22 protein-coding genes are annotated in these 25,082 nt (G+C 44.9%); 9 read left to right on the top strand and 13 right to left on the bottom strand.

The window, feature by feature from the left end:
- Positions 1 to 341: 341 nt before the first annotated feature.
- A complete protein-coding gene (locus tag DXD11_RS07070) occupies positions 342 to 1,244 on the bottom strand; it encodes a deoxyribonuclease IV (protein ID WP_118758122.1) in 903 nt (300 codons plus the stop codon).
- Between the two features lie 192 nt (positions 1,245 to 1,436).
- On the opposite strand from DXD11_RS07070, the gene DXD11_RS07065 reads away from it, so the two are divergent.
- From DXD11_RS07065 to DXD11_RS07055, 3 genes are all read left to right on the top strand, one after another.
- Positions 1,437 to 1,796 (top strand): VOC family protein, encoded by a 360-nt coding sequence (locus DXD11_RS07065; protein ID WP_117550788.1) that lies wholly within the window; start codon positions 1,437 to 1,439, stop codon positions 1,794 to 1,796.
- 73 nt (positions 1,797 to 1,869) lie between these two features.
- Entirely contained in the window at positions 1,870 to 2,295 is a 426-nt protein-coding gene (locus tag DXD11_RS07060; RefSeq protein WP_004850005.1) for an FKBP-type peptidyl-prolyl cis-trans isomerase, read from the top strand.
- Positions 2,296 to 2,370: 75 nt separating this feature from the next.
- Positions 2,371 to 3,081, top strand: a complete 711-nt coding sequence (locus DXD11_RS07055; protein ID WP_118649726.1) for a DUF3800 domain-containing protein — start codon at positions 2,371 to 2,373, stop codon at positions 3,079 to 3,081.
- Between the two features lie 204 nt (positions 3,082 to 3,285).
- Here DXD11_RS07055 and DXD11_RS07050 read toward each other — a convergent pair whose 3' ends face one another.
- Complete coding sequence (locus DXD11_RS07050; RefSeq protein WP_118017247.1) at positions 3,286 to 4,788, bottom strand: sodium-dependent transporter; 1,503 nt, start codon at positions 4,786 to 4,788, stop codon at positions 3,286 to 3,288.
- A 520-nt stretch (positions 4,789 to 5,308) separates the two neighbouring features.
- Between DXD11_RS07050 and DXD11_RS07045 the strand changes: the two genes are divergently transcribed.
- The 5 genes from DXD11_RS07045 to DXD11_RS07025 all read left to right on the top strand — a co-directional run bounded on the left by DXD11_RS07045 (position 5,309) and on the right by DXD11_RS07025 (position 13,449).
- On the top strand, positions 5,309 to 6,901 hold the full coding sequence (locus DXD11_RS07045) for an alpha-amylase family glycosyl hydrolase (protein WP_118758064.1): 1,593 nt from the start codon (positions 5,309 to 5,311) through the stop codon (positions 6,899 to 6,901).
- 241 nt (positions 6,902 to 7,142) lie between these two features.
- Positions 7,143 to 8,489: a glutamate-5-semialdehyde dehydrogenase gene (locus DXD11_RS07040; RefSeq protein ID WP_118758063.1), complete on the top strand. Its 1,347-nt coding sequence runs from the start codon at positions 7,143 to 7,145 to the stop codon at positions 8,487 to 8,489.
- Between the two features lie 86 nt (positions 8,490 to 8,575).
- Complete coding sequence (locus DXD11_RS07035; RefSeq protein ID WP_118649729.1) at positions 8,576 to 10,717, top strand: YhgE/Pip domain-containing protein; 2,142 nt, start codon at positions 8,576 to 8,578, stop codon at positions 10,715 to 10,717.
- Positions 10,718 to 10,738: 21 nt separating this feature from the next.
- A complete protein-coding gene (locus DXD11_RS07030; protein ID WP_118758062.1) occupies positions 10,739 to 11,335 on the top strand; it encodes a hypothetical protein in 597 nt (198 codons plus the stop codon).
- A complete protein-coding gene (locus tag DXD11_RS07025) occupies positions 11,332 to 13,449 on the top strand; it encodes a YhgE/Pip domain-containing protein (RefSeq protein WP_118758061.1) in 2,118 nt (705 codons plus the stop codon). The genes DXD11_RS07030 and DXD11_RS07025 overlap by 4 nt, the downstream gene beginning before the upstream one ends.
- A gap of 192 nt (positions 13,450 to 13,641) precedes the next feature.
- On the opposite strand, the gene trpS is transcribed toward DXD11_RS07025, so the two are convergent.
- The 8 genes from trpS to DXD11_RS06985 form a co-directional block, all read right to left on the bottom strand.
- Positions 13,642 to 14,703 (bottom strand): tryptophan--tRNA ligase, encoded by a 1,062-nt coding sequence (gene trpS / locus DXD11_RS07020; RefSeq protein WP_118758060.1) that lies wholly within the window; start codon positions 14,701 to 14,703, stop codon positions 13,642 to 13,644.
- Positions 14,704 to 14,798: 95 nt separating this feature from the next.
- Positions 14,799 to 15,773, bottom strand: coding sequence for an ATP-dependent 6-phosphofructokinase (locus DXD11_RS07015; RefSeq protein WP_015533735.1), 975 nt, complete (start codon positions 15,771 to 15,773; stop codon positions 14,799 to 14,801).
- Positions 15,774 to 15,784: 11 nt separating this feature from the next.
- Positions 15,785 to 16,684, bottom strand: a complete 900-nt coding sequence (locus DXD11_RS07010) for a serine O-acetyltransferase (RefSeq protein ID WP_004849988.1) — start codon at positions 16,682 to 16,684, stop codon at positions 15,785 to 15,787.
- 241 nt (positions 16,685 to 16,925) lie between these two features.
- Positions 16,926 to 17,249 (bottom strand): branched-chain amino acid transporter permease, encoded by a 324-nt coding sequence (locus DXD11_RS07005; protein WP_118758059.1) that lies wholly within the window; start codon positions 17,247 to 17,249, stop codon positions 16,926 to 16,928.
- A 9-nt stretch (positions 17,250 to 17,258) separates the two neighbouring features.
- Entirely contained in the window at positions 17,259 to 17,930 is a 672-nt protein-coding gene (locus tag DXD11_RS07000; RefSeq protein ID WP_243104861.1) for an AzlC family ABC transporter permease, read from the bottom strand.
- A gap of 208 nt (positions 17,931 to 18,138) precedes the next feature.
- Positions 18,139 to 19,470: an MATE family efflux transporter gene (locus DXD11_RS06995; protein ID WP_118758058.1), complete on the bottom strand. Its 1,332-nt coding sequence runs from the start codon at positions 19,468 to 19,470 to the stop codon at positions 18,139 to 18,141.
- Between the two features lie 128 nt (positions 19,471 to 19,598).
- Complete coding sequence (locus DXD11_RS06990) at positions 19,599 to 21,263, bottom strand: GGDEF domain-containing protein (protein ID WP_055146619.1); 1,665 nt, start codon at positions 21,261 to 21,263, stop codon at positions 19,599 to 19,601.
- Positions 21,264 to 21,388: 125 nt separating this feature from the next.
- Positions 21,389 to 22,264, bottom strand: coding sequence for a LysR family transcriptional regulator (locus DXD11_RS06985; protein WP_118758057.1), 876 nt, complete (start codon positions 22,262 to 22,264; stop codon positions 21,389 to 21,391).
- A gap of 254 nt (positions 22,265 to 22,518) precedes the next feature.
- Here DXD11_RS06985 and DXD11_RS06980 point away from each other — a divergent pair, with 254 nt between their 5' ends.
- The gene (locus DXD11_RS06980) at positions 22,519 to 23,232 is read left to right on the top strand and encodes a DUF6198 family protein (RefSeq protein WP_118758056.1); all 714 of its coding nucleotides are present in this window, start codon (positions 22,519 to 22,521) and stop codon (positions 23,230 to 23,232) included.
- Between the two features lie 291 nt (positions 23,233 to 23,523).
- Here DXD11_RS06980 and DXD11_RS06975 read toward each other — a convergent pair whose 3' ends face one another.
- From DXD11_RS06975 to DXD11_RS06965, 3 genes are all read right to left on the bottom strand, one after another.
- Entirely contained in the window at positions 23,524 to 23,955 is a 432-nt protein-coding gene (locus DXD11_RS06975; protein ID WP_055146627.1) for a flavodoxin, read from the bottom strand.
- A gap of 88 nt (positions 23,956 to 24,043) precedes the next feature.
- A complete protein-coding gene (locus DXD11_RS06970; RefSeq protein WP_118758055.1) occupies positions 24,044 to 24,718 on the bottom strand; it encodes a DUF3793 family protein in 675 nt (224 codons plus the stop codon).
- Positions 24,719 to 24,860: 142 nt separating this feature from the next.
- Positions 24,861 to 25,061, bottom strand: a complete 201-nt coding sequence (locus DXD11_RS06965; protein ID WP_118758054.1) for a hypothetical protein — start codon at positions 25,059 to 25,061, stop codon at positions 24,861 to 24,863.
- Positions 25,062 to 25,082: the final 21 nt, after the last annotated feature.

Raw genomic sequence — 25,082 nt, 5'->3', positions numbered from 1 at the left:
TTTATTATAGTTTTTGAAGCAGATGAATGGCTGATTACCTGTGTTTTGACTGAACACTAGATATGCAATGGTAAACCACAGGTTTATTGCCTTTCTTGCGGCTCAGCTTATAATGAATAGTAGAAACAGGGCGAAAGCGCTGTTATGCAGGTGACAGGAGTTGCCTATCAGCCTGACGTAAACTTAATAGTCGTAGCAGGCTGTAGAGTGATGATGCGTGTGATGTTTCGGGAAACAGTGCATGGCTGAGCTTTATAAGGGTTGTTTGTTTACCAAAACCCGGATAGGCAGAGATGCCGAAAGAAAACATTCAGGGAGTTCTACTAAGTAGAACTCCTTTTTTATCTGTTATCTTCCACCACTTTCTCCCTCATCTTCGGATCGAATTTCCCATTTCGGATCATTGCTATCTCCCGTTTGAACGGCTCGTAGCTTTTCTTTCTGTTTTCCGGGTCTTTGATGTATGGGGATTCCAGGATCTTTGGGACTTCCATGAAGTCCGGATGGTTCATGATGTACATGAGTGGCTCAAAACCTATCTTGCCAAACCCAAAGTTCTCGTGTCTGTCTTTAGCCGCTCCCGGCTCGTTCTTGCTGTCGTTCATATGGAACACGGCTATCTGATCTTTGCCGATGAGTCTGTCGAACTTCTCCATGACACCGTCAAAGTCGTGTATTATGTCGTACCCCGCATCGCTGGTGTGGCAGGTGTCAAAACATACTCTGAGCTTGTCATTGTAGTTAACGCCATCATATATGCGTGCCAGCTCCTCGAAGTTTCTTCCGATCTCGCTCCCCTTGCCCGCCATGGTCTCAAGCGCTATATGGCATGCGGTGTCTGCGGTCTGGACTTCATTCAGACCCTTTACTATGCTTGCAATTCCCTTGTCCACGCCCTCTCCTACATGTGAGCCCGGATGAAGGACTATGGTCTGTGATCCCATCGCTGTCGCCCTGTCAATCTCCTTTGCGAGGAATTCCACTGCGATTTCATAAGTCGCAGGATTTACTGTATTTGCAAGATTGATTATATACGGCGCATGGACCACGAACTCCTCTATGCCGTTCTGAACCATGAGTTCATGTGCCTCCTGTATCTTAAGCTCCGATATATCCTTGCGTCTCGTATTCTGCGGTGCGCCTGTGTAAAGCATAAATGTATTTGCGCCAAATGCCACAGCATCCTTCACTGAGCCGAGCATCATATCCTTGCCAGACATTCCTACATGACATCCTAATTTCAACATAATTTATCTCCATTCATTCTAAACTGTTTTCAGTTTACTCTATCCTCGCCGACTGCACAATACGCTGCCGCTGCAATCAATAAATAGTTTTTTCTAATTTTACCATATATTATGTAGACTGTTTGCAAATCATTTGGTAAACTAAACACTAGAAACCAACTTATATTATACACTTGGGGGAAAACCGCTATGCAATTAAAAAATGTACTAATCGTCGTAAATGACATTGAACGATCAAAAAAATTTTACAAAGATATCTTCGGGCTTGAGGTTATCTTGGACAACGAGGGAAATGTGATCCTGACGGGAGGGCTGGTCCTTCAGGATGCAACTATTTGGGCTGAATTCATTGAAAATCTTGTAATTCCACATAACAATGCTTCGGAGTTATATTTTGAAGAAAATAATATCGAGGAGTTTGCACAAAAACTTGATGAGTCGCCATACAACATTGAATATGTCAATCGTCTCATGACTCATTCATGGGGACAAAAAGTCATCAGATTCTATGATCCTGACGGCAATCTTATCGAGGTCGGAACGCCATAATTTTTCCTATATCCATTCCCTCTATTTCATGTTACAATTAATGACATATTACCCAATTGGAGGACAAATTTTTATGAGTAACACAGGAAGAACCTGTAAGGTTCACTACACAGGAACATTCAACGACGGAACAAAGTTCGATTCTTCATATGACAGAGGCGAGCCTATCGAGTTCGTTTGCGGTGCAGGACAGATGATTCCGGGATTTGATCAGGCAGTTGAGGGCATGAACGTTGGCGATATCATCGATGTACATCTTCGTCCTGAGGACGCATACGGAATGCCTGACCCGGAGGCCATCATCAAGGCTCCTCTTGCAGATATGCCTGGCGCTGAGAATCTTGAGGTCGGCAATCAGGTATACCTTGCCAATTCCATGGGACAGCAGTTCCTTGTAAAGGTCATTGAAAAAGATGACGAATCCATCACATTTGATGCAAACCATGAGATGGCCGGCAAAGAGCTCAACTTCAAGATCGAGCTTGTGTCAGTGGACTAGTTTTTTTTGAAAAGGAACCGCCAGCCTGACTACTTACATCAGCGGCGATTCAGATTATACAAGGAGGCGGGAATCGTGAACATTTACATAGACGAATCAGGTTCTATCAATAAATATGCCACAAACGATCAGTATTTCGTGGTGTCTATGATCCATGTCCTCGATCCCGTCGCCCTTGAGCGTGCTTACAAGAGATTTATTTCTTCCAACTATGAGATGCTTCTTGATCTGGACAGTGATAAAGTCGATGACATGACCGGCAAGATCACCAAGCACGGCGGGAGAATGTTCCGGGACGGCAAATTCCGTGAACTAAAAGGTGCACAGTTTGACAGAGACATGAAGCACATATTTGTGGATTACTTCTCCAGGAAGCATCACTTTGACGTGTACTATATCATGATGAAGAATGAAAATCTGCCGAACCGCTTCTTCGACAACATCTCCAGGACATTCAACTTCTCCATCAAATCTGCCCTGCTCTACTTCATACAGAATGGATATCTTCCTGACGAGGACTGCTTTCTGCAGCTTGACGAGAGGAATGAGCGGGTGGAGAACAAATCATTCCTTGAAAATTATCTGAACACTGAGCTTTCACTGTCAGGTCAGGTCGCAGGTAATTTCTCAGTGAGCTACTTTGACTCGGCCTGCAACAAATTTGTTCAGATAGCGGATGTATTTTCTAATCTGTTCTATTCACATCTGCAGACTGGACATTACACTGAGGAACTTGAGCTTATGAGAGAACTTGGAATACTTAAGGGTGTTTACGAGCTGACATAATCAAAAAGGGATTGAACCTTGCGACCCATATCGCGGTTTCAATCCCTTTTTTGAAATATTTAAAATACCAATTGCCTCCGAGCGATGCTCACACAGAACACTTACATAGATAAACGCACTATCGAAGGACTTACTGTTGGTACTTATATAATATCATGTTTTGCTTCAAAAGACAATAAGTCCGTGTTAAATTCACTGAAATTTTCACTCTTTTTTATCTGTCCTGCTCTCCCGTCCATGTCCAAACGCCAGATAGCCTATGAAAAGAACAAACAATGCTGCAACTCCCATCCAGATACACAGCAGTTTTGGTCCCTTCGGGGCAAATGTATCGTAGTATCCCTTGAAATAGATTACCACAATTATAAGCGGCAGCACGTATGACATGTATTTTCTTAGGTACTGCGGAAACGGCTTACCGATACCGGTGTCTGCCTCAGCGACAAAGTTTTCAAATCCCCATCCATTCTTTCTTGTACAGAACAGGACAAAAAGTAATGATCCGAGTGGGAGGATATTTCCCGATACGAGAAAATCTTCCAGATCCATGATATTTGTACCCGCTCCCATCGGAGTGATTCCTGAAAGCACATTGAATCCAAGCACAGCCGGCAGGGAGAGCACTGATATCCCGATCAGATTTATAATAAGTGACTTCTTTCTCTTCCATCCAAACATATCTATACTTATCGATATGATATTCTCAAACACCGCGATAACCGTGGAAAGCGCCGCAAATGACATGAATATGAAGAACAGAATTCCCCACACTCTTCCTCCCGGCATGTGGTTGAACACATTCGGCAGGGTCATAAACAGAAGTGATGGTCCCTTGTCCGGGCTGATCCCGTACGCAAAGCATGCTGGCAATATGATGACTCCGGCCATGAGTGCCACAAATGTATCAAGGTACATAACACTCTTCGCCTCGCCAGACAATTTTCTCTCCTTGCCTATATAACTTCCAAATATCTCCATGGATCCCATACCTACACTGAGTGTAAAAAATGCCTGGGTCATGGCGTCAAATAATACATTGCCCCAGCCTCTGGCATTTGCACGCTCGATACTTGGAACAAGATAGAACTTAAGTCCTTCTTCGTTGCCCGAGAGCATGAGCGAATTCACTGCCATGACTATCATCAGAACTATAAGTGCAAACATCATGATCTTTGTCACCCTCTCCACTCCGTTCTGAAGTCCCAGTGAACATATACCTATACAACACACGATGACCGCAAGTGTGATCGCGACCATAAGTCCCGGTGATGCAAGCATCCCTGTAAATTTGTCTTCTATTGCTTCTACTGACCCACCATGAAGCTGTCCTGATCCCATGACGTACACATAGTATACCATCCAGCCCGCTACCATAGTATAAAACATCATCAGCAGATAGTTGCCGGCATAGGCATACCAGCTGAATTTATGCCAGTTGCCGCCCTTCGGCGCAAGCTCCTTAAGCGCTGAACCAACGCTCTTGCCGCTTCCTCTGCCTATCGCAAACTCACAGGTAAGGATAGGATATCCCAGAAGCAACAGACACAGCAGATATATCACGATAAATATCGCTCCGCCATTCTGCCCGCATATATACGGGAACTTCCATACATTTCCAAGGCCAATAGCACATCCCGCCGACACGAGGATGAACCCAAGTCTGGAGGCGAACTTTTCTCTGTCGCCGTTGTTATTTTCTTTACTCATACACTTTTCCTTTCACAGATATCAGTATTATTTGCGTCAGATGTTTACTTCAAGCTGTTACATTCTGTATTATTTTTTCATTTATGCTGACACATACCTTGTGATTGTAACATATATCATTGCATTTGTGTGTTTAAACTTTTACAGTTTAAAGCAAATTTTATCACATATTTGAACCAGATAAAATACAGATATTTTTATGTTTGCTGTGCGTTTTCAACAAGTATATTTTCCTGCAAAATAAATCTATTAATTTACATATAAAGGATTACATTTTTCCATATTATATTTTATTATAATGAGTAGAATGTTCTTAATACTAATAAGATCGTTCTCCGTATTTTGAGGCAGATTTCTGTGTGGGTTTGCAGTACCTTATACCTTATACCTTATACCTTAAACCACCAGCGCATAGCTGCAAGTGCGCTGCTCATATTATGGAGGAACGAATAGTAACGCATGCGCCGCGCGAAGTGCATTTATATGCGCATGCTGCATTTTTATAAGGAGGACATTTATTATGGCTACATGGCTTAAAGATGCAATTTTTTATGAGATATACCCACAGAGTTTCTACGATACCAACGGCGACGGTATCGGTGATTTCAACGGAATCACTGCAAAGCTTGACTATATCAAGTCTCTTGGATGCAACGCTATCTGGATGAATCCTTGCTTTGATTCACCATTTTCCGATGCAGGCTACGATGTAAGGGATTACAAGAAGGTTGCCGAGAGATACGGAACAATGGAGGACATAGAGAACCTCTTCGCTGAGGCTCACAAGAGGGACATGCACATTCTCCTCGACCTGGTTCCAGGCCACACATCTGAGGAGCATACATGGTTTACCGAGAGCAAAAAAGCTGAGCAAAATGAATACTCAGATAGATATATGTGGACTGACGGATGGCTCTGTGGCGGTGCAGGTCTCAACTACATCGCAGGAGAATCACCAAGAAACGGTGCCTACATCGTCAACTTCTTCAAGTGCCAGCCGGCTCTCAACTATGGCGTCCTGAACCCAACTGAAAGATGGCACAAGAGCATGTACGATCCTGCATGTATCGCAACAAGAGAGGCTATGAAGGACGTATGCCGCTTCTGGCTCGACAAGGGCTGTGACGGCTTCCGTGTAGATATGGCAGATTCACTTGTAAAGCATGATGATGCGAACAAGAGCGGAACAGTTGCCGTATGGCAGGACATTCTCGGCGATATACACGCTGAGTACCCTGAGTCAGCATTTGTATCTGAGTGGGGAAAGGCTGAACAGTCAATCAAGGCCGGCTTCGACATGGACTTCTATCTCGACTGGATGGGCAACGGATATAACTCTCTGGTAAGAGATTACGAAGCTCACCTGAATGCATTTGCATCTCTTCCTGAGTCTCTTGACGACAGCATGGAGAACAACAGCTTCTTCAAGGCTGACAGCAAGGGAACCTGCGACCACTTCATTGATGAATACATGGGAAGATACGAGCAGATAAAGTACAAGGGTGCTATAGCCCTCATCACAGGAAATCACGACACTACACGTATCAGCTACGGGCTCTCTGAGGATGAGTTAAAGCTTGCCTATGCATTCTTCATGACCATGCCCGGCAATCCATTCATCTACTACGGCGATGAGATTGCTATGAAATTCAGAAGCATGGCAAGCAAGGAGGGCGGATTTACAAGAACCGGCTCAAGAACTCCTATGCAGTGGACAAGCGGTGACAACATGGGCTTCTCATCAGCGCCTGCCGACAAGCTCTATCTGCCGGTTGATTCTGCAGAAAATGCCGCAAATGTCGAGGCTTCCGAGGCAGACCAGAACTCACTGCTCAATACAGTGAAAGCCCTCACTTCCCTCAGACATTCACAGGCCGATCTGCTGGACAAGAGCAACCTTGAGATCATCAGCAGAAAGCCACTGGTATACAAGAGAGGAAATCTACTCCTTGCAGTGAACCCTAAGAATACAGACACCCAGTCAAGGAAGCTTGCTGAGCTGACTGGTGACGCAAAGGTTATCTATTCTATAGCAATAAACGGCACACAGCCAGGTATCGCTGACGGAGTTATCACTCTTCCGGCACAGAGCTTTGTTGTGATAAGCTGCTAATTTGGAGCAATATATAACAACTCAATAACCATATAAAAAGGTCATCACATAATATGGCAATCATACACAACGGAGATTTCATTTTCCATGTGGGTTGCTCATATTATGCGATGGCCTCTTTTTATCTTCTTCCCTGTGGTCATCTCCCCAAACTTGTGGTAATATTTAATGGATTATATGCTCATATGCCACGACAGAATAAATGCACATGACATACCGGATTATAAAGGAGAACAATATTATGAACATGCAGGAAGCTACAAGCATCATGAAGGCTGACAGCTACAAAATGGCTGCACTTTCAGAAGATACAAGAAACAATATACTAGTACATGTAAAGGACGCACTCATCGCACATAAGGATGAGATATTTGCGGCAAATGCAAAGGACATGGCTGCTGCCGAGGAGAACGGGATCGCTGCATCAGTCAAGAAGAGACTGAAGTTCGACGAGCACAAGCTCGCTGACGTGACAAATGGAATCGATGAGCTCATAAAGCTCCCTGACCCGGTTGGACAGATCCAGCTCAAGAGAGAGCTTGACGAGGGGCTGGTCCTTCAGAGAGTCTCCTGCCCTATAGGTGTCATCGGAATCATATTCGAGGCAAGACCGGATGCGCTGGTCCAGATATCATCATTGTGCATCAAGAGCGGCAACTGCGCAGTACTCAAGGGTGGCAAGGAAACTGCCAACACCAACAAGGCTCTCTTCGATGTGATCTACAGCACAGCCGTTGCAAACGGAGCACCAGAGGGCTGCATGCTCCAGGCAAGCCAGCACAACGAGATCGATGAGCTTCTGTCATGCAACAAGTCCGTTGACCTGCTCATACCTAGAGGCTCAAATGCATTTGTGCAGTATATAATGAACAACACCAAGATTCCTGTCATGGGACACGCAGACGGAATCTGCCACACATACATAGACAAGGATGCAGATATAGAGAAGGCTATCCCTATCATCATAGATGCAAAAACACAGTACACCGCTGCCTGCAACGCAACGGAGACACTTCTCATCCACAGGGATGTGGCAAATGAAATGCTTCCAGTCATGGCTAAAGCTCTCAGGGAGAATGGTGTAAAGCTACGCGGAACCGCAGAGGCAGCGGAGATCATCAAACGGGCATACACAGCTGACGGTCAGGCCAATGGTTCACATACGAATGCCGCAACTGACAGCCAGAACGTTTTTGAGATCATGGGAGACGACGATTTCAATACAGAGTATCTTGACCTGGTGCTCTCAGTCAAGATCGTGAACGATGTGCAGGAGGCGATCTCACACATCAACCACTTTGGTTCACATCACACTGACTGTATCGTGACTGAGAATAACGAGACCGCCGCCATCTTCATGCAGCTTGTCGACTCGGCGGGAGTATACCAGAACTGCTCCACAAGATTTGCCGATGGCTTCAGATACGGTTTCGGCGCAGAGGTCGGAATCAGCACAAGCAAGATCCATGCAAGAGGCCCTGTAGGACTTGAGGGACTTGTAACTTACAAATACAAGCTTTACGGACATGGACAGATAGTTGATGACTACGCAACCGGAAAGAAGCAGTTCCATTTCAAAGACCTGTAGAATAATGAACGATCATCAGCGGGGACTTTCTCATGTACATCAGTCCTCGCTGATGCATTTACTATATAAATAGGAATTACATAAAAATGAAAACAATACTGAAAATATTCAAAAACGACCTGATCGGTATCAAAAAAAGTATACTCACAATAGTTCTCGCCGTTGGACTGTGCATACTGCCTGCGCTGTATGCATGGTTCAACATATTTGCAAACTGGGATCCATATGCCAATACCGGCAATATCAATATCGCCGTCGTCAACCTGGACAGGGGCTACACAGACGCAGACGGCAACGAGATGAACATGGGTCAGTCCGTGGCTGATAAACTGAAAAGCCAGACCAGTATCGGATGGGTATTCCCAGATTCTGAAAAGTCCGCCATCGACGGTGTGAAATCAGGCAAATACTATGCCGCCGTCGTCATTGATGAGGATTTCTCCTACAACATGTTCAATGCCCTGACGGACAACTTCGTAAATCCAAGCTTCACCTACTATGAAAATGAGAAGAAAAATGCCGTGGCACCTAAGATAACCGACACCGCAGTCTCTACTCTCAAGACAAGTATCAACGAGACCTACGTCAAGGCGATATCACAGAAGCTTATCACTGCCATTGACGACTCCGACACGGATCTGTCGAAGGATCTCAAGGGAACGGACTTCATCACAGCACTCAAAACCGTCGATGACAATCTCGCCGGATATCAGAAAACCATAGATTCCATAATCAAGGCAAATAACAAACTCAAGACCAGCACAAAGCTCAAGGACGCAACTGACAAGAGCAGCAAGCTTCTGTCCGATGCGGGTTCCGCCATTGATTCAAGCATGTCCGATATAGACTCAGTGGGCTCAACCTACTACACTGTCAGGAATTCTCTTCAGGATCAGATTGACAGCATCGCGCAGGACATACAGAATCTGAAAAGCTCTGCAAAGCTTATCCATATGAAGGATGATGCAGAGAACATATCTGCCGATCTTGAGAATATCAAGGCAGATGCAGACAAACTTCAGCAAAAGATCGATGCAGTCGACGAATATATCAAATCTCTTGACATAAGCAACACGAATGAGGTTTCAGATGCACTCAACAAGCTTGACAAGCTGAAAACAGAGGTTAAGAAAATTTCCTCTCTCACCGCTGACACCATCGATAGTCTGGATATGTCTGCGATCACAAATGCAGAAAATGCCGTATCAGATAAGCTCGACCAGATCATCGACTCTGTCTCAGACATCGACGATACATTTACCAGTCAGGTCATTCCTGACATGGACAACATAATCCTGAACATCAAAAATGCACTGAAAAACGCTCAGGATCTGTTAAATACCCTGAATTCTACCATAAACAGTGCAAGCTCTGTATTTGACAATTATAAGGTTACCATTGCATCAATGAACACCAGTCTCTCAGATCTCTCTGATCTCATAAGCGGCATCAGGGACAAGATCCAGACCGCCACAGACGAGATAAACAAGGCTGCTGACAGCGAGGTGACCGACATGATCATCGCCTTCCTCAATGGAGACTCAGAGGCGCTGGCGTCATTCCTGTCAAAGCCTGTTGCCGTCGAGGAGCATTACTACTACAGCATTGCCAACTACGGCTCGTCCATGGCACCATTTTACTCAGTGCTTGCCATCTGGGTCGGAATGACAATTCTCGTCTCCCTCATGAAGGTGCATGTGAAGGATGCGGACTATCTGAAGGATGCCAGACCACACCAGTTGTTCTTTGGAAGATACCTTATTTTCTTCCTGTTGTCTCAGCTTCAGGTTCTGGTCATAGTGCTTGGAGATCTGTTCCTGCTGAAGATACAGTGTCTGCACCCATTTGCATTCTGGGCAACTGCGGCACTCACAGGGCTGACATTTTCAATATTGATATATTCACTCACCATATCATTTGGCGACATAGGCAAGGCCCTCGCTGTTGTGATCATGGTGCTGCAAATAGCGGGGAGCGGTGGAACCTACCCTATAGAGGCTCTTCCGAACTTCTTCAGACAGGTGTACATATTCTTCCCATTCCCATATGCGATAAATGCAATGCGTGAATGTATTGGCGGAATGTATCACGCAGACATGTTCAAATATCTGCTTGAATTGTCAATTTTCATTGTGGTTGCACTGGTCATAGGACTTATAATCAGAAAACCATTTATCCATATCATGCACTTCATCGAGAAACGTATGGAAGATACGGATATGATGTAATGCAAATAAGGAGGAACACCCATGAACGAAGATACAAATTCAAATACAACCAGCACCGAGCCATCTGACATAAAGTCCCGGGTGCTTGCATTCAGAGACAATGCCCATGCAGAAAATGTAAAAAAGCTGAAGGCGGGTATTAAGTGTATATTCACTGTTCCCGCATGCTTCCTTATCCTGCTCTTTCTGACCGGCAGCTCCAAGATCATATTTCTTGTTCTGTGGATCGCCAGCCTGTTCATAATCGCGGCGTATCTGATACATGTGGAATACTCGGATTACAAGGTACAGGAGATGGTTAACTCGCTTCAGGATACGGAAGATAATATTGACGGTCTCATCGACATCAACAGCATATATACAAAAGTCGCTGCACCGAAGAAGAAGCTGGACGACATAATAACAAATGTAAAAACAGACATTCAGACACAGATCACCGCCGTGCAGGACAAGGTGGCTGAGATGGCTGAGGCTGTGCAGAATGATCAGAGTGTGTCTGTGCAGTCTGATGAGCAAAACGAGACAGTTCAGACAGATGAACATGGCGACTCGGTCCGGACGGATGAACAGGATGAAGCCACAGAAAACACAGAAGCTGACAAGGAGGAATTATCATGAAAAACATTTGGCGTGTATACATATCTGATCTGCGCAGGATCACCACAAATGTTGTCGCACTGTCCATAGTCATGGGTCTGTGTATAATCCCTTCTCTGTATGCGTGGTTCAACATCCTGTCAAACTGGGATCCGTATGGAGAGTCCGCCACCTCACTCATGAAGATCTCCGTCTACTCTGAGGATGAGGGAATCGAGATGAGCGGAATAAATCTGACCATCGGAGACATGGTGATCGAAAGTCTTGAAAACAACAACACTATCGACTGGACATTTGCCGATAATAAAGATGAGGCACTTGAACTCATCGCCAGCGGGGAATGTTATGCCGGAATAATCATACCAAAGGACTTCACGGCGAACATGCTCAGTATACTAAATGGCAACATCGTCAATCCAAATATCGAATACTACGAGAACAGCAAGAAGAACGCCATTGCCACCAAGATAACCGGCAAGGTCAAGACGACCGTCCAGAACGAGATAAACACCAAGATCATAAGCACGCTGACCGAGGTATTTGCAAATGCCGGAGATTTCATTTCTGGAAATAACATAGACGGTTCAGACCTCGTTGCCGGTCTTGAGAGCAAGCTGGTACAGATCTCATCCACGCTTGACAATTACGTCTATATGCTGAATACATTCTCACTGCTCACAGAGTCTGCATCAGATGCCATCGATACCACTCAACTTCTGTTTCCAAGCATAGACAGCATGGCACAGAGTGGCTCAAGCAGTCTTGGAAATCTGAGTGACAGCGCAGGCATAAGCAGCGACGTTGCAGACACCTCGATATCACTGCTGAACACAGGTCTCGACATGATCTCTGACAGGCTCACAGAGCTTGATAAAACCGTGGACAGCCTCTCAAGGACCCACGATATTGGATCAGTGTCAATCGAAACTGACCTCAACGGTTCTCTAGGCACTAATGTTCTGGACACCATAAACCGATTGATCGAAGCCCAGTCACCTATAGTATCAGATGCCAAACTTCAGTTTGAAAATCTGAACGAAGACTTAGCAAAGCTTGTATCCGACACAAGCCTGTCGGACGAAGAATTTGCATCACTGAAAAAAGCGGTATCGTCCGACATAAAGAAGTGTACAAATGACATTGCTTCGGTGAAGGATCTCATAAATAACGAGCTTTCACCTGAACTGAAATCTTCGTTAGAGAATATACAGTCATCTCTGGCGCAGGCACAGACCGTGCTGGCAAATGTTCCGGGAAACTTCAACGATATCAGCAAGTCCCTGACCGAGTATCAGGACATTCTGAAGGACGGAACCTCAGACATCGCGGGAACGATCAAATGTCTGAAGGATCTCAAAGAAAGCATAGACAAGATCAAGGCCGACATACAGACGATCACGTCTAACAGCAGCTACCAGGATTTCATAAATGCCATCAAGGACAATCCACAGGTGATAGTGAATTTCATCTCATCACCGGTACAGATGAACACAGTTGCTGTATACGAGATATCCAACTACGGATCAGCCATGGCACCATTCTACACGGTTCTGGCACTGTGGGTCGGTGCTCTCATACTTGTGGCACTCATACACGTTAAGGTCAAGGACAATGAAGAGCTTGAGGGTGTGAAGCCTTACCAGAAGTTCTTCGGAAGGTATCTGAACTTCTTCGTCATCGGACAGGTTCAGACCATCATAACCGTGATGGGTGATCTGTTCTACGTGGGAATACAGTGCAGGCACCCGATAGCATTTACTCTGGCCGCCATGATGACGAGCTTTGTATTTACATTCCTTATCTACTCTCTCACCGTGGCATTTGGCAATATCGGTGAGGCCATCGCCGTGATCATCATGGTCATTCAGGTTGCGGGAGCAGGTGGAACCTTCCCTGTGGAAGTGCTCCCATCAGTGTACCAGTACCTGTACAAATTCATGCCGTTCTCATACTGTATGAACGCCCTCAGGGAATGTGTCGCCGGAATGTATCAGCACACCTACGGCAAATGTCTTGCCACCCTGCTGATATATGTTGCGATCTCAGCGGTCATCGGACTGCTGCTCGCCAAGCCTTGTGCAAAGCTTCTTGACAAGCTTGAGCACAGCAAGGAGAAATCCGGATTGTTTATATAATTAACGCCTCAGGTAGTATCCGTATGAAGCCGTTGTGGTGAGGTTGTAGCACAAAAATATCTCTAAAATGATTATTTGCATGAAAAAAAGGATAAAATTCCCTTGCTTTGTCCCAAATATCACTTTTCAGGACATTTGACGAGAATTTTATCCTCTTTTCATATATAATTCAGCTAAAAGTTATATTATTTCTTACTTGAACAGATTGTCGTTCTCGAAGTAATCTATCTTCATCGCACGGCGCACATCTGCAAGCGTCTCTGCTGCCTTTGCTCTGGCAACCTCGCTGCCACTCTTTAAGATGTCATATACATCCTGTGGTCTCTTCTCCCACATCTGACGACGCTCTCTGATAGGTGCAAGCTCAGCCTGAAGAACATTGTTCAGGAACTTCTTGACCTTTACATCGCCGAGACCACCTCTGCTGTAGTGCTCCTTGAGTTCATCCATACCACTGTAGTCTGGAAGGAACTCCTCGAAATACTCTGGCTTGCTGAATGCGTCAAGATAAGTAAATACAGAGTTGCCCTCAACCTGTCCCGGATCCTCAACACGGATGTGATTTGGATCTGTGTACATGGACATAACCTTCTTCTTGATATCTGCAGGCTCCTCTGACAGGTAGATACAGTTTCCAAGTGACTTACTCATCTTGGCCTTACCATCTGTACCTGGAAGTCTGAGACATGCCTCATTGTCAGGAAGAACGATCTTTGGATCAACAAGTGTCTCACCGTATACCGAATTGAACTTGTGAACGATCTCCTTACACTGCTCGATCATAGGCATCTGATCCTCTCCAACAGGAACCTCTGTGGCCTTGAATGCTGTGATATCTGCAGCCTGGCTGATAGGATAACAGAAGAATCCAACAGGGATACTTGCCTCGAAGTTTCTCATCTTGATCTCTGCCTTAACGGTAGGATTTCTCTGGACTCTTGCCACTGTTACAAGGTTCATATAGTAGAATGTGAGCTCTGTGAGCTCTGGTACCATTGACTGGATGAATATAGTAGACTTCCCTGGATCTATGCCACAGGCAAGATAATCCAAAGCAACCTGCATAATATTCTGTCTGACCTTCTCAGGATGCTCTGCGTTGTCTGTAAGCGCCTGCGCATCAGCCACCATGATGTAAATCTCATCATACTTTCCTGAATTCTGAAGATCGACTCTTCTCTTAAGTGATCCTACATAATGTCCCACATGAAGACGGCCCGTAGGACGGTCGCCTGTTAATATTACCTGTTTCATAACCTTCTCCTTTATATTGTATCTTTTATACCTGTCATTTATATATCTCTTTATAATCAGTCAGCTTATTTTTTACCCACTGCCAGCCTCACCGATTACTCGGCCAGCAGCTTACTCAGCTCATACTGGAAGGAATCGATCTGATTGTTCTGTATATCAATTGCCTCTTTTATATCATAGTCTATAAGTATATCGTTCTTGATAGCTATCATACGATTTGCCTTGTTCTTCTTGAGTACATCAACGGCATACGCACCCATGAGTGAGCCATACATCCTGTCCTTTGCCGTTGGCTGTCCGCCTCTCTGTATATAGCCAAGCACCGATACCCTCGACTCTATACCAGTCTTATCAAGAATCATCTGTGCAAGCTCTGGAGCATCTGTAACACCCTCGGCCACAACCACCAGATAGCTGTTCCTTCCGTCAGCATGCTTTGCCTTTATCGTATCTATGATACTGTCATAGTCACCATCCCATTTTTCAGGAATTATGATGGCATCAGCTGATGTCGCCATGCCTGCCCAGAGCGCTATATAGCCTCTCTTTCGTCCCATGACCTCCACGACGCTGCATCGTCCGTGGGAAACCGATGAATCTCTTATCCTGTCAATGGCCTCCATGGCTGTATTCGCCGCTGTGTCAAATCCCAGGGTATACTCAGAACATGCAACATCTCTGTCTATTGTTCCAGGGATGCAGATGGTATTGATACCCTCATTCTGAAATGCTATGGCTCCACGGAGTGTTCCATCCCCACCGATGGCAACAAGCGCATCTATATCGTGATCTCTCAGATTCTTTGCCGCCTGCTCGCGGTATTCTTTCTGAAGGAATCTCTCGCTTCTGCTGGTGAAAAGTATCGTTCCACCCTGATTGTTTATGTTCCTGACGTCCGCCAGGCCGAGCGGCTGTGTCTCCCAGTCGATAAGTCCCTCGTAACCACGCATCACTCCGACTATCTCTATTCCACTGTTGATGGCCGATACAACCACAGCCCTAACAGCTGAATTCATGCCCGGAGCATCTCCTCCGCTGGTCAGAACCGCTATCTTTCGTATGTCACTCATTTGTATGTCCTCTAATTATTTTTATACTGAAGCTCCTGCTTCTTGGCAGTAACCCTTGTATCCTTCTCTACTGAGTTGGTGATAAATGTATTACCACCCACAACAACGTTGTCCTCGATGATAGTCTCGCCTCCAAGGATGGACGCGCCTGAATAGATGGTTACATTGTCACCGATGGTTGGATGCCTCTTGGCCCCCTTGAGCTTCTGGCCACCCTGTGTAGAGAGTCCTCCAAGTGTCACGCCCTGATATATCTTCACATGCTCGCCGATAATAGTCGTCTCGCCGATAACGATTCCCGTACCATGGTCAATAAAGAAATACTTTCCTATGGTGGCGCCCGGATGAATATCTATTCCGGTCACGCTGTGGGCGTGCTCAGTCATGATCCTTGGTATCATCGGCACATCCAGCAGACAAAGCTCATGTGCCATACGGTATACAGATATGGCATACAGTCCAGGGTATGAAAGTATGACCTCATCCTTGCTGCCCGCAGCAGGATCTCCGTCAAATGCCGCCTGGATATCAGTCTCAAGATAGTCTCTTATCTGAGGTATCTTATCCATGAATTCATATGTTATATCCATCGCCTTATCCTCAAGCTCAGCATCTGTGAGCTCAGGAAACTTTTTGCAATACCTGAGAACTATCATGATCTGTTTCTTCAGATGGAATATTACATCCTCTATGATAACAGACATGTTATTCTTCAAGCTGTATATCTTATACAGCTTGTCGCTGTAATAACCCGGATACAGAATCTTCATGAGTTTGTCGATCACATCGATAATGGCTGTCTTATCCGGCTCGTTGCACAGATCCGTCTTGTTGATGGCTCTGTCATCGCCGAAATCATCCAGTATCCTCTGCACGATCCCCTCAATTCTCTGTTTATCTGATCTATCCATTACTTATTCAGATCCTTTCTAATAATATCTCCCAATATCACCTGCCCAGACAAAATCTGCCGCGATGATATCTTCATATTACAATATGTGCTTAAGTCGATAAACACACAGCTATTCTAACAAATTATGCACGTTCATTCAATAGTGGGATTCTGCGTACAAATTATCCGCAATCCGATTGCAGAGATTACTGCTAAAAACAGTGGTTCAGAGGAATGGAATTTTTCCACTCATCTTTTTCTCATACCAGACGCAGCATCACCATATAACTCACAGTCCCCAGCAGGATACTCAGAAGCGTATTGTGCCTCCATTTGTATGTTCCGCCTGTCACCAGAACGCCAACGAGACTTGGTATTCCAGTTGCCACCGGAGCCGCCACCGTCCCCTTCAGACAGTACACTATGAGTACCGCCATTATGGTCGCCGGAAGCACCTTACCGAGTTTCACCAGCATCTCCGGCATCTGCCTTTTTCCACCAAATATGACGAATGGAAGTGCCCTCAGTGCAAATGTCACAACTGCCGACACCGCAATTCCTATTAATATGTATCTTGTATTCATAGCATTTTCCTACTTTCTCCTCGTATTCCACACCACAAGCACTGCTGACGCTATGATGAGTGACGGCAGAAGGAAATACTGAGGTCCAACAACCAGCAGACACACCGACGCTATCACAAGTCCTGCAATCGCCGGGATATGGCTCTCCGCCTTCTCCCACTGATTGATAAATATGATGACAAACAGCGCCGTCATACAGAAATCAATCCCCGTCATATCAAACGGAATGATCTGCCACAGGATTCCCCCGGCAACCGCACCGACCATCCAGTAACACCTCGACAAAAAAGCCACCCAGAACATGATGCTCTGTTTCTCCTTACCGGTGTCCGGCAGAGTGCAGTTCACAGCATAAGTCTCATCCGTCATTGTATGTATCATATATAATTTCCGCTTTCCCATGCGGTTGAACTCATCCACAAATGTCAGCGCATAGAAGCTCTGCCTGCTGTTCATCAGAAATGCAGTGAGCGCCATGGTGAATATGGATGCTCCGCTTGAAAGCAGTGTCACAAGCACAAACTGGTACGCTCCTGTGTACACCGTCAAACTGACCAGCAGTGAGTAATACCATTTGAATCCGGCATTCTCCATCATAATTCCGTATGCCATGCTGACGAACAAATAGCTGCACATGATCGGGATTGATTTGATGAATGCTTTTCTGAATATATTTCCCACGATTTTTCCTTTCTCTCAAGCTAGCGCGACGGTCTCCAAATTCACTTATTACAATAGCTCTAAATCAGCACAGCACAAACTTGGGGCTTATTGCCACGCAGACAAAACAGCCATAATTATCCTACTATTTCTATAGGATAACCACGATCATTCTAACATACTGCATATTATTGGGCAATGCCGCCATCTCATTCAAAGGTATAAATTCTCATCTCACAGCCCCTCTATATATAAACGCCGCACACACCGCCGTTATAAGCTCTGCTACCCAGAACGCATTCCACACACCAGCAGGTCCGAAACCACAAAGCCTTGAAAGTGTCCATGCAGCGGGGATTATGACAACCACATATCTGAGCAGGGATATGAGCAGGGACGGAGTTCCCTTTCCCAATCCCTCAAGTGCCCCCGATGCAGTTACCGACACAGCCGACACTACAAATCCGGCGCATATGATGCGCAGTGCTGTTCCACCTGCATTTATTGTAGACACATTCTCTGTAAACATACCTATAAGCCTTTCCGGGATGAGCAGGCACACAACTGTTCCAGCCAGCATGATTCCAACATTTAATGCAAGCGTTATGTTGAATATCTTCTTCACTCTTGCATGCTCTCCGGCACCATAGTTATATCCTATGATAGGACGCATTCCCTGAATGATTCCATTTGCCGGCATATACAGGAATGTCTGAAGTTTGTAGTACACTCCCAGGATCATGACATAAGTTGCCGAATACATGCTGAGTATGGCGTTGAGTGCGCTTGTGAGCAGAGACGGCAGTGCCATATTGAGTATGGCAGGTATACCTATAGCATAAAGCTTCTTCACCATCAGACCGCCCCCATGCAAATGCTTTATGCCGAACTTCACATTTATCGGTCTTCCAAAGTACACAATAAAATAAATGATCAGTGTAAACACCTGTCCCAGGCCAGTTGCCAGTGCAGCGCCTTCTATACCCATTTCAGGAAATGGTCCCACACCAAATATCAGCAGCGGATCAAGCACTATATTCACAATACAGCCGCCCATCAGTCCAACCATTGTAACTATCATGCGTCCAACCGACTGAAACACCTTCTCAAATGCAAGATCAACCGAAATAATTATAGAAAATCCAAATACTATGTCTGCATAACGACAGCCAAGGTCAAGGACGTCTCCACTTGCCTTGAAGGCTCTGAGAAACGATGGAATGATGGCAATACACACGACTGTCATCACTATTCCCTGTATAACAGCAAGAAACATCCCCCAACTAGCTGCCCGATCTGCCCGCTCATTATCCTTGGCTCCAAGATATATGGCTATCACCGCGTTTATCCCAACACCAAATCCGATCGCCACAGCATTTACAAAATTCTGCAGCGGAAATACATACGAAAGTGCTGTCATCGCATCCTCACTTATCTTCGCCACAAAGAAACTGTCAACTATATTGTACAAAGCATTCACCATCATCGATATAACCATAGGCAGTGCCATGGACATCAAAAGTGGGAACACCGGCTTTTCTTTCATAAAATTCTCGTTCATAAAACCTCCATCCCCGGATGGCATAAATAAAGCCCCACAACCTTGCGGTTGTGGGGCGAAAAGATGACCTGATCCGGAAAAATCCACCAACTTGTTTTCGTTAAAATTATTATGTATGATTTTATACTTCAACCAGCATATATGTCAAGATCCTGTACGACCACAAAGTAGCCTCTGTCACCATCCTCTTCCACTGGGATAGCATGTATAAGGCTTGCACCCCCATGGTTGTTTGCACAGCTGACTGACAAAACCCCTCTGAGGAAATTTTCTGTCTGATATTCCGTATTGCCGCCTGTGTAACTCTCCATGCGCTCACGGCTGAGAAAATCTCTGACTATTTTTCTTGACCGATCCGAGTCAAACCGGTTACTTATCAATCCAATTACTTCATCGTAGTTATTCGCACAAGATACAGCATTGTTCAGCTCAGAATCGCCTTTTATAACACGGTATTTATCGTTCTCATAATTAACATATATAATATCAGTATACATATATGCGATCCTTGCCTCTACCCTGGATTGAGCCTTTTTTATATCAGACTCTATCTTGTCAAGTACGGTCACTCTGTCCGTACCATCCCTGTTGATGCTGTGGATCACGCTGACATTCTTGCCCTTCTTTTTTGCTTCATACAGCGCAGTGTCCGCGACATTCATACACTCTTCTGTGCTGAATCCTGAACCATTGATCTGACATATACCAGCACTGCAATGGACATTCTGCCCTCTCTCCATTGTCTTGCGCTGAAGTTTTCTGGCAAACCTTATCACCTTTGACTCCAGAACAGATATATCCGATAAGCCCTTGTGAAGCACAACATACTCGTCTCCACCATACCTGCAGGCAACGTCCTCTTCATAACAGTCACTCCGGAGAAACTTTGCCACCTTCTCAATCCAGTAATCACCAACTGCGTGACCATATGTATCATTTACACTCTTGAAATCATCTATATCCACAAATACAAGAGAAGCACTATCTTCGTCAGTCATGTTATCTATATACTCTCTTATCCTCTGCATTCCGGCTGTCTTGTTGTACATGCCGGTCAGAAGATCATGCTCAGCCTCGTACTTTGTACGCTCAACCTCCTGTCTGGATCTCGCAAGTGATCTGTCCATCTCGACCATATCAACTGCAAACATGATCTGTGTAGAAGCAACCACAGATATTGTCTGGAATGAAATCCCATAATAGAATATGACAACAACCGTGGATATACATGGCAGGATAAAATACAAAACACTTGACCAGAAAACTCTTTTTTCCAGTCTTTTTTTATACTGCAAAAGTATCGAAAAACTTAGAACAAGTCCTGCTGCTGCAATAAGCTGCGACAACAGATAACCGCTGCTCCTGTTATAGAAGTTGTTATCATCTATATAATAGAACAGCTTGTCACTGAACTGGGATATAATGAGCAGGACTATCCCAGCAGCACTCAGAACTACCACGCCCCTTGCTTTCGCTGGCATCTTCGTCTCTCCTCTGTTGAGAATGACAAGAAGATAAAACGTAAACAGAGTCATATATAAATAGTTGATAAAGAACACGGCAAAATTGCTTATCTTCAGCATGTAATAGGCTGTCTGTCCTGTTTTTCCCTGATAATACCATGACAACATATCTGCAGCCAGCAGGATGATACATGCAGCCTCCATACATAGACTCACATTCTTTTTATCTCTATTATTATTCTTCTGAAGGAATATAACCACAAATGCAAACAGACAGATTAATATTCCCCACATTTCAAATGCTATATTAAATACAGCAGTCCTATCCACTAACTATGCGCCCCCTTAAACTTCCTGGCGATTTATTGTAGTAATTGTACAATTTGATTTGTGCAACATTTTCTCAATTTTATAAGTTCATATGAGAATCATTCTATATATCATACCTTAATTTGTCAATTACTAGATAACACATATTTATGGAATTTTGTCGCCGCAGGAGACATATATGTCCGGCTGTCATGAACAACATAGTAAAGCCTGTCAACCGGCTGATGTTTTATACTAAGAACCTTCACATCAAGCCTTTTGAGCATATCCATGTAAGGGACTACCGCTATTCCAAACCCTGCTGCCACAAGTCCGGCTATGACCTCATCCTCCTCCGTTTCGCATGCTATCTCAGGAGCTTTGCCAAGCCCTTCAAACATCTCATCCACAAGACTTCTCATTCCAGATTCCTTCGAAAAATATACATGTTTATACCCCAGTGTATCCTCGAGTGTCACCGAATCCCTATCTGCCAAAGGGTGTCCCGACGGTGCTATGATAACAAGATCCTGTCTGCCAACTGGAATGGCGGAAAATCCCATCGTCTCAGGCGGTCTCGAACAGAAAACCATGTCATATTTTCTAGCCGCAAGATCATCAAGCAATTGCCCTGTGGTCCCTGTATGAAATGTAAACGACACATTTCTGTTTTCAGCTTTCTTCAAATACTCCGCTGCCAGACGCGGTACAAATTCCATTCCAAGAGGTCTTATGAGACCAAGCCGTATCACGCCATCCCCGGCAGCCTCCTTTTGTATGGACTCTACCCCCGCATCAAGAGTGCCAAGCGAACGCTCTGCACATGCAAGGAATTCTCTGCCAAATGCAGTGAGCTCCGTATTGCGCCCATTCTTTTCAAAAAGCATTACCCCAAGTTCTTCCTCAAGCTGGGATATTGCGTGACTGAGGCTTGGCTGCGTTATATTCAGATTTCTGGCTGCATTTGTGTAATGCTGAACATGGGCCAGTTCAACAAAATATCTAATATATGACAGGTTCACTTATAACTCCCCCTTTTCATTATTTATACATGATCCTATTCATATTTTAATACAATCCGAATATTTTTTATAGACAAAATCTATCAAACCATAAAAACTATTTATTTGTTATGTGGTGTTGTCGGTGCTACAATCAAAAACCGCAGGGATATATATATGAAGTCTTAGACAATTAAAGCTCCCCTGATACTGGGGAAATCAAAGTATATGTTATAAAACGCATTGTATATGAAAGAAATGAGGAAAAGCAGAAAATGAATACTCAATCAGGAAATGCACATCTGCATAACATGTGGGGCGAGATCGCCCTGATAACAGCAGTCACCATCAACAGTTTCGGAGTGGTTCTCATGCTCTATTCTGCAGCAGGAATATCGGCAATATCCAGCGTGCCATACGCATTCTCGCTGGTTCTTCCAAGACTGACTCTCGGAACCTGGACATACATATTTCAGGGCGTACTTATTCTCACCCTCATGATCATGAGAAAGAAATTCGTTCCCCAATATCTGTGCAGTTTTATAGTTGGTTTCGTATTTGGCAAGATGCTGGATATCCATGAGATATGGATCGGGGCTTTGCCAACTGCCCTCCCATGGAGAATCCTTTACTTTGTGATAAGTTACATTTTGATATGTATCGGAATCGCACTGTCCAACAGATGTGGACTTCCGATCATCCCGACAGACCTTTTCCCAAGAGAGCTGTCTGAGATTATATCGGCAAAATATTCCAAGGTTAAGATTTCGTTTGATGTAATCTGCCTTGCAACGACAGCTGCCATGACAGGTTTTATCCTCGGTCATATCTACGGCCTGGGAATCGGAACAGTTCTTGCTGCATTCACCATGGGCAAGGGAATCGCCATAGTTGGAAATGTCATGGACAAACATGTTACAATAGCTCCATACATAACAGCACACATTAAGCGCCACGGCAGCCACAAGGCCCAGTATGCAGGACACTAAGAACAATTTCAACACAAAAAAGAACCGCCTGAGAGAATCACATTCAAATTACAGATTTTCTCAAGCGGCTCTTTTTATATCCCCACGACCAGGCACGTAGATAAAAAATAACCATATATATGCCAGTCGGTAGTGAAGGCTCCATTGGTTCGATCAGTTACCTGCTAAGGCGAAGCAAACAACGCCCTTATCGTTTGCGTAGCCGCATGCATATGTAACTGGTCGAATCAATGGAAGCCGAACGTGACTGCATATATATGGTTATTTTTTATCGTCCGTGCCGTCCGTCAATCAGGCATTTGCCAGCTGGCGTCCAAGCTCCTTACACTCCTCAAGGCCTTCTGCGTCAGGTGTCTCATGGCACATAAGTCCGGCTCCGCCTACGAGTTCTGCGCCTGCTGACTGCATTCTCGCCTCCCAGTCGCGCATCCACTCGCCATCTCCCCAGCCGTATGAACCGAAGAGTGCGATCTTCTTGCCTGAAGCAAATCCCTCAACCTCAGCAACAAATGGCTCCATCTCAGCCTCCTCAAGCACCTCAGCTCCCATAGCCGGGCATCCAAGTGCAAATACTGGTTCATCCTTGAGTGCATCCGGTGTGATGCTGCTTACAAATACTACCTCCGCTTCCTTTCCGGCATCTCTCACGCCGTCTGCGATAGCCTCCGCCATCATCTGTGTATTTCCGCCCTGTGTCCAGAATACGATATTAATTTTGCTCATAATAATCCTCCTTATGAAATTATATGTTATAGAGATTTACCCTATACATCCTTGTAAACTGTGTTTATCTACATCTTTCCATATACTTCTACGCCGCGTTTCTGCTCGCCGTGTACATCCCCATGATATCTCTCATATGCAGTCCATTTGAAAGAAATTGAATAAGTCTCTCTTCCGCACATTCAAATATATGAAATGTTCTCCGCTTTGATTCAGCATCCTCATACACCTTCCAGTAGCCGGAACAAAGTGCATTTCTGCCACTTTGCCGAATAAAACCCTCCACATCCTCTGGCGGGTATCCCAGCAACAAGCCCATCTCGTGTGGGAACCACTCCATGCCAGAAGCTCCATCGCCACAAGCCATATCTTCCTGTGCCGGTTGCTTCGAGGTGAATCTTCCTCTGCTCTTTAAGTACTGCTGATATTTTCCGCGGAACTCAGCGAGAATCTCAGAAAGCTCCATGTCCTCATATCCCAGCTCAGACATAAGTCTTTGCACACCATCCCTCTTGACAAATGCCCTGAGCTTTGCCGCATTGTAGATAAATACATTTACCCTGCCACAGGTTGCTCCCAGTGTGTACATACATATATCACTGTCCTTCAGTATCTCCACCATCTGACGATATCCGCTGAGTTCTATGTTCAGCAGATTTGACACCTTGACACCCGTTATCACCGGTGCACATTGAAGTGCCATCTGAAGTTCCACGTCACCGAGCTCCATGCCCTTCATGATCTCCCATGTATTTTCACTCATACAAAACCTCCTTGTGACAAATAGGTTCGGTTAGGCTTGTCTAACTCTAGTGAAAATACTACATGATTCCTCCCCGAACGTCAATAACCCGGAGTGAGACATTTTCTCACTCCGGGTTATCTTGTTGATTAAAAATATGCAATTATAAATTCTGCTTTATCATCGTCCTGCGTGGCTCTTTATTTCCGCCTGTTACCATATTGAGCAGCCGCCACACACCATATGCACAGATCCCACACACAGCCACAGGTACAAGGAGCACTACTATGACTCCTGTGCAGACTCCTGTAACCAGGTATCTAAACCATTTCATCATATCACCATTCCTCATATCTACTGCCATCTTAATGCATTCCTCTCATTA

Origin of the sequence: Coprococcus sp. TF11-13 (assembly GCF_003481085.1) — a bacterium.
GTDB lineage: Bacteria > Bacillota > Clostridia > Lachnospirales > Lachnospiraceae > Coprococcus > Coprococcus aceti.
This window is presented reverse-complemented; position numbering and strand designations above follow the sequence as displayed.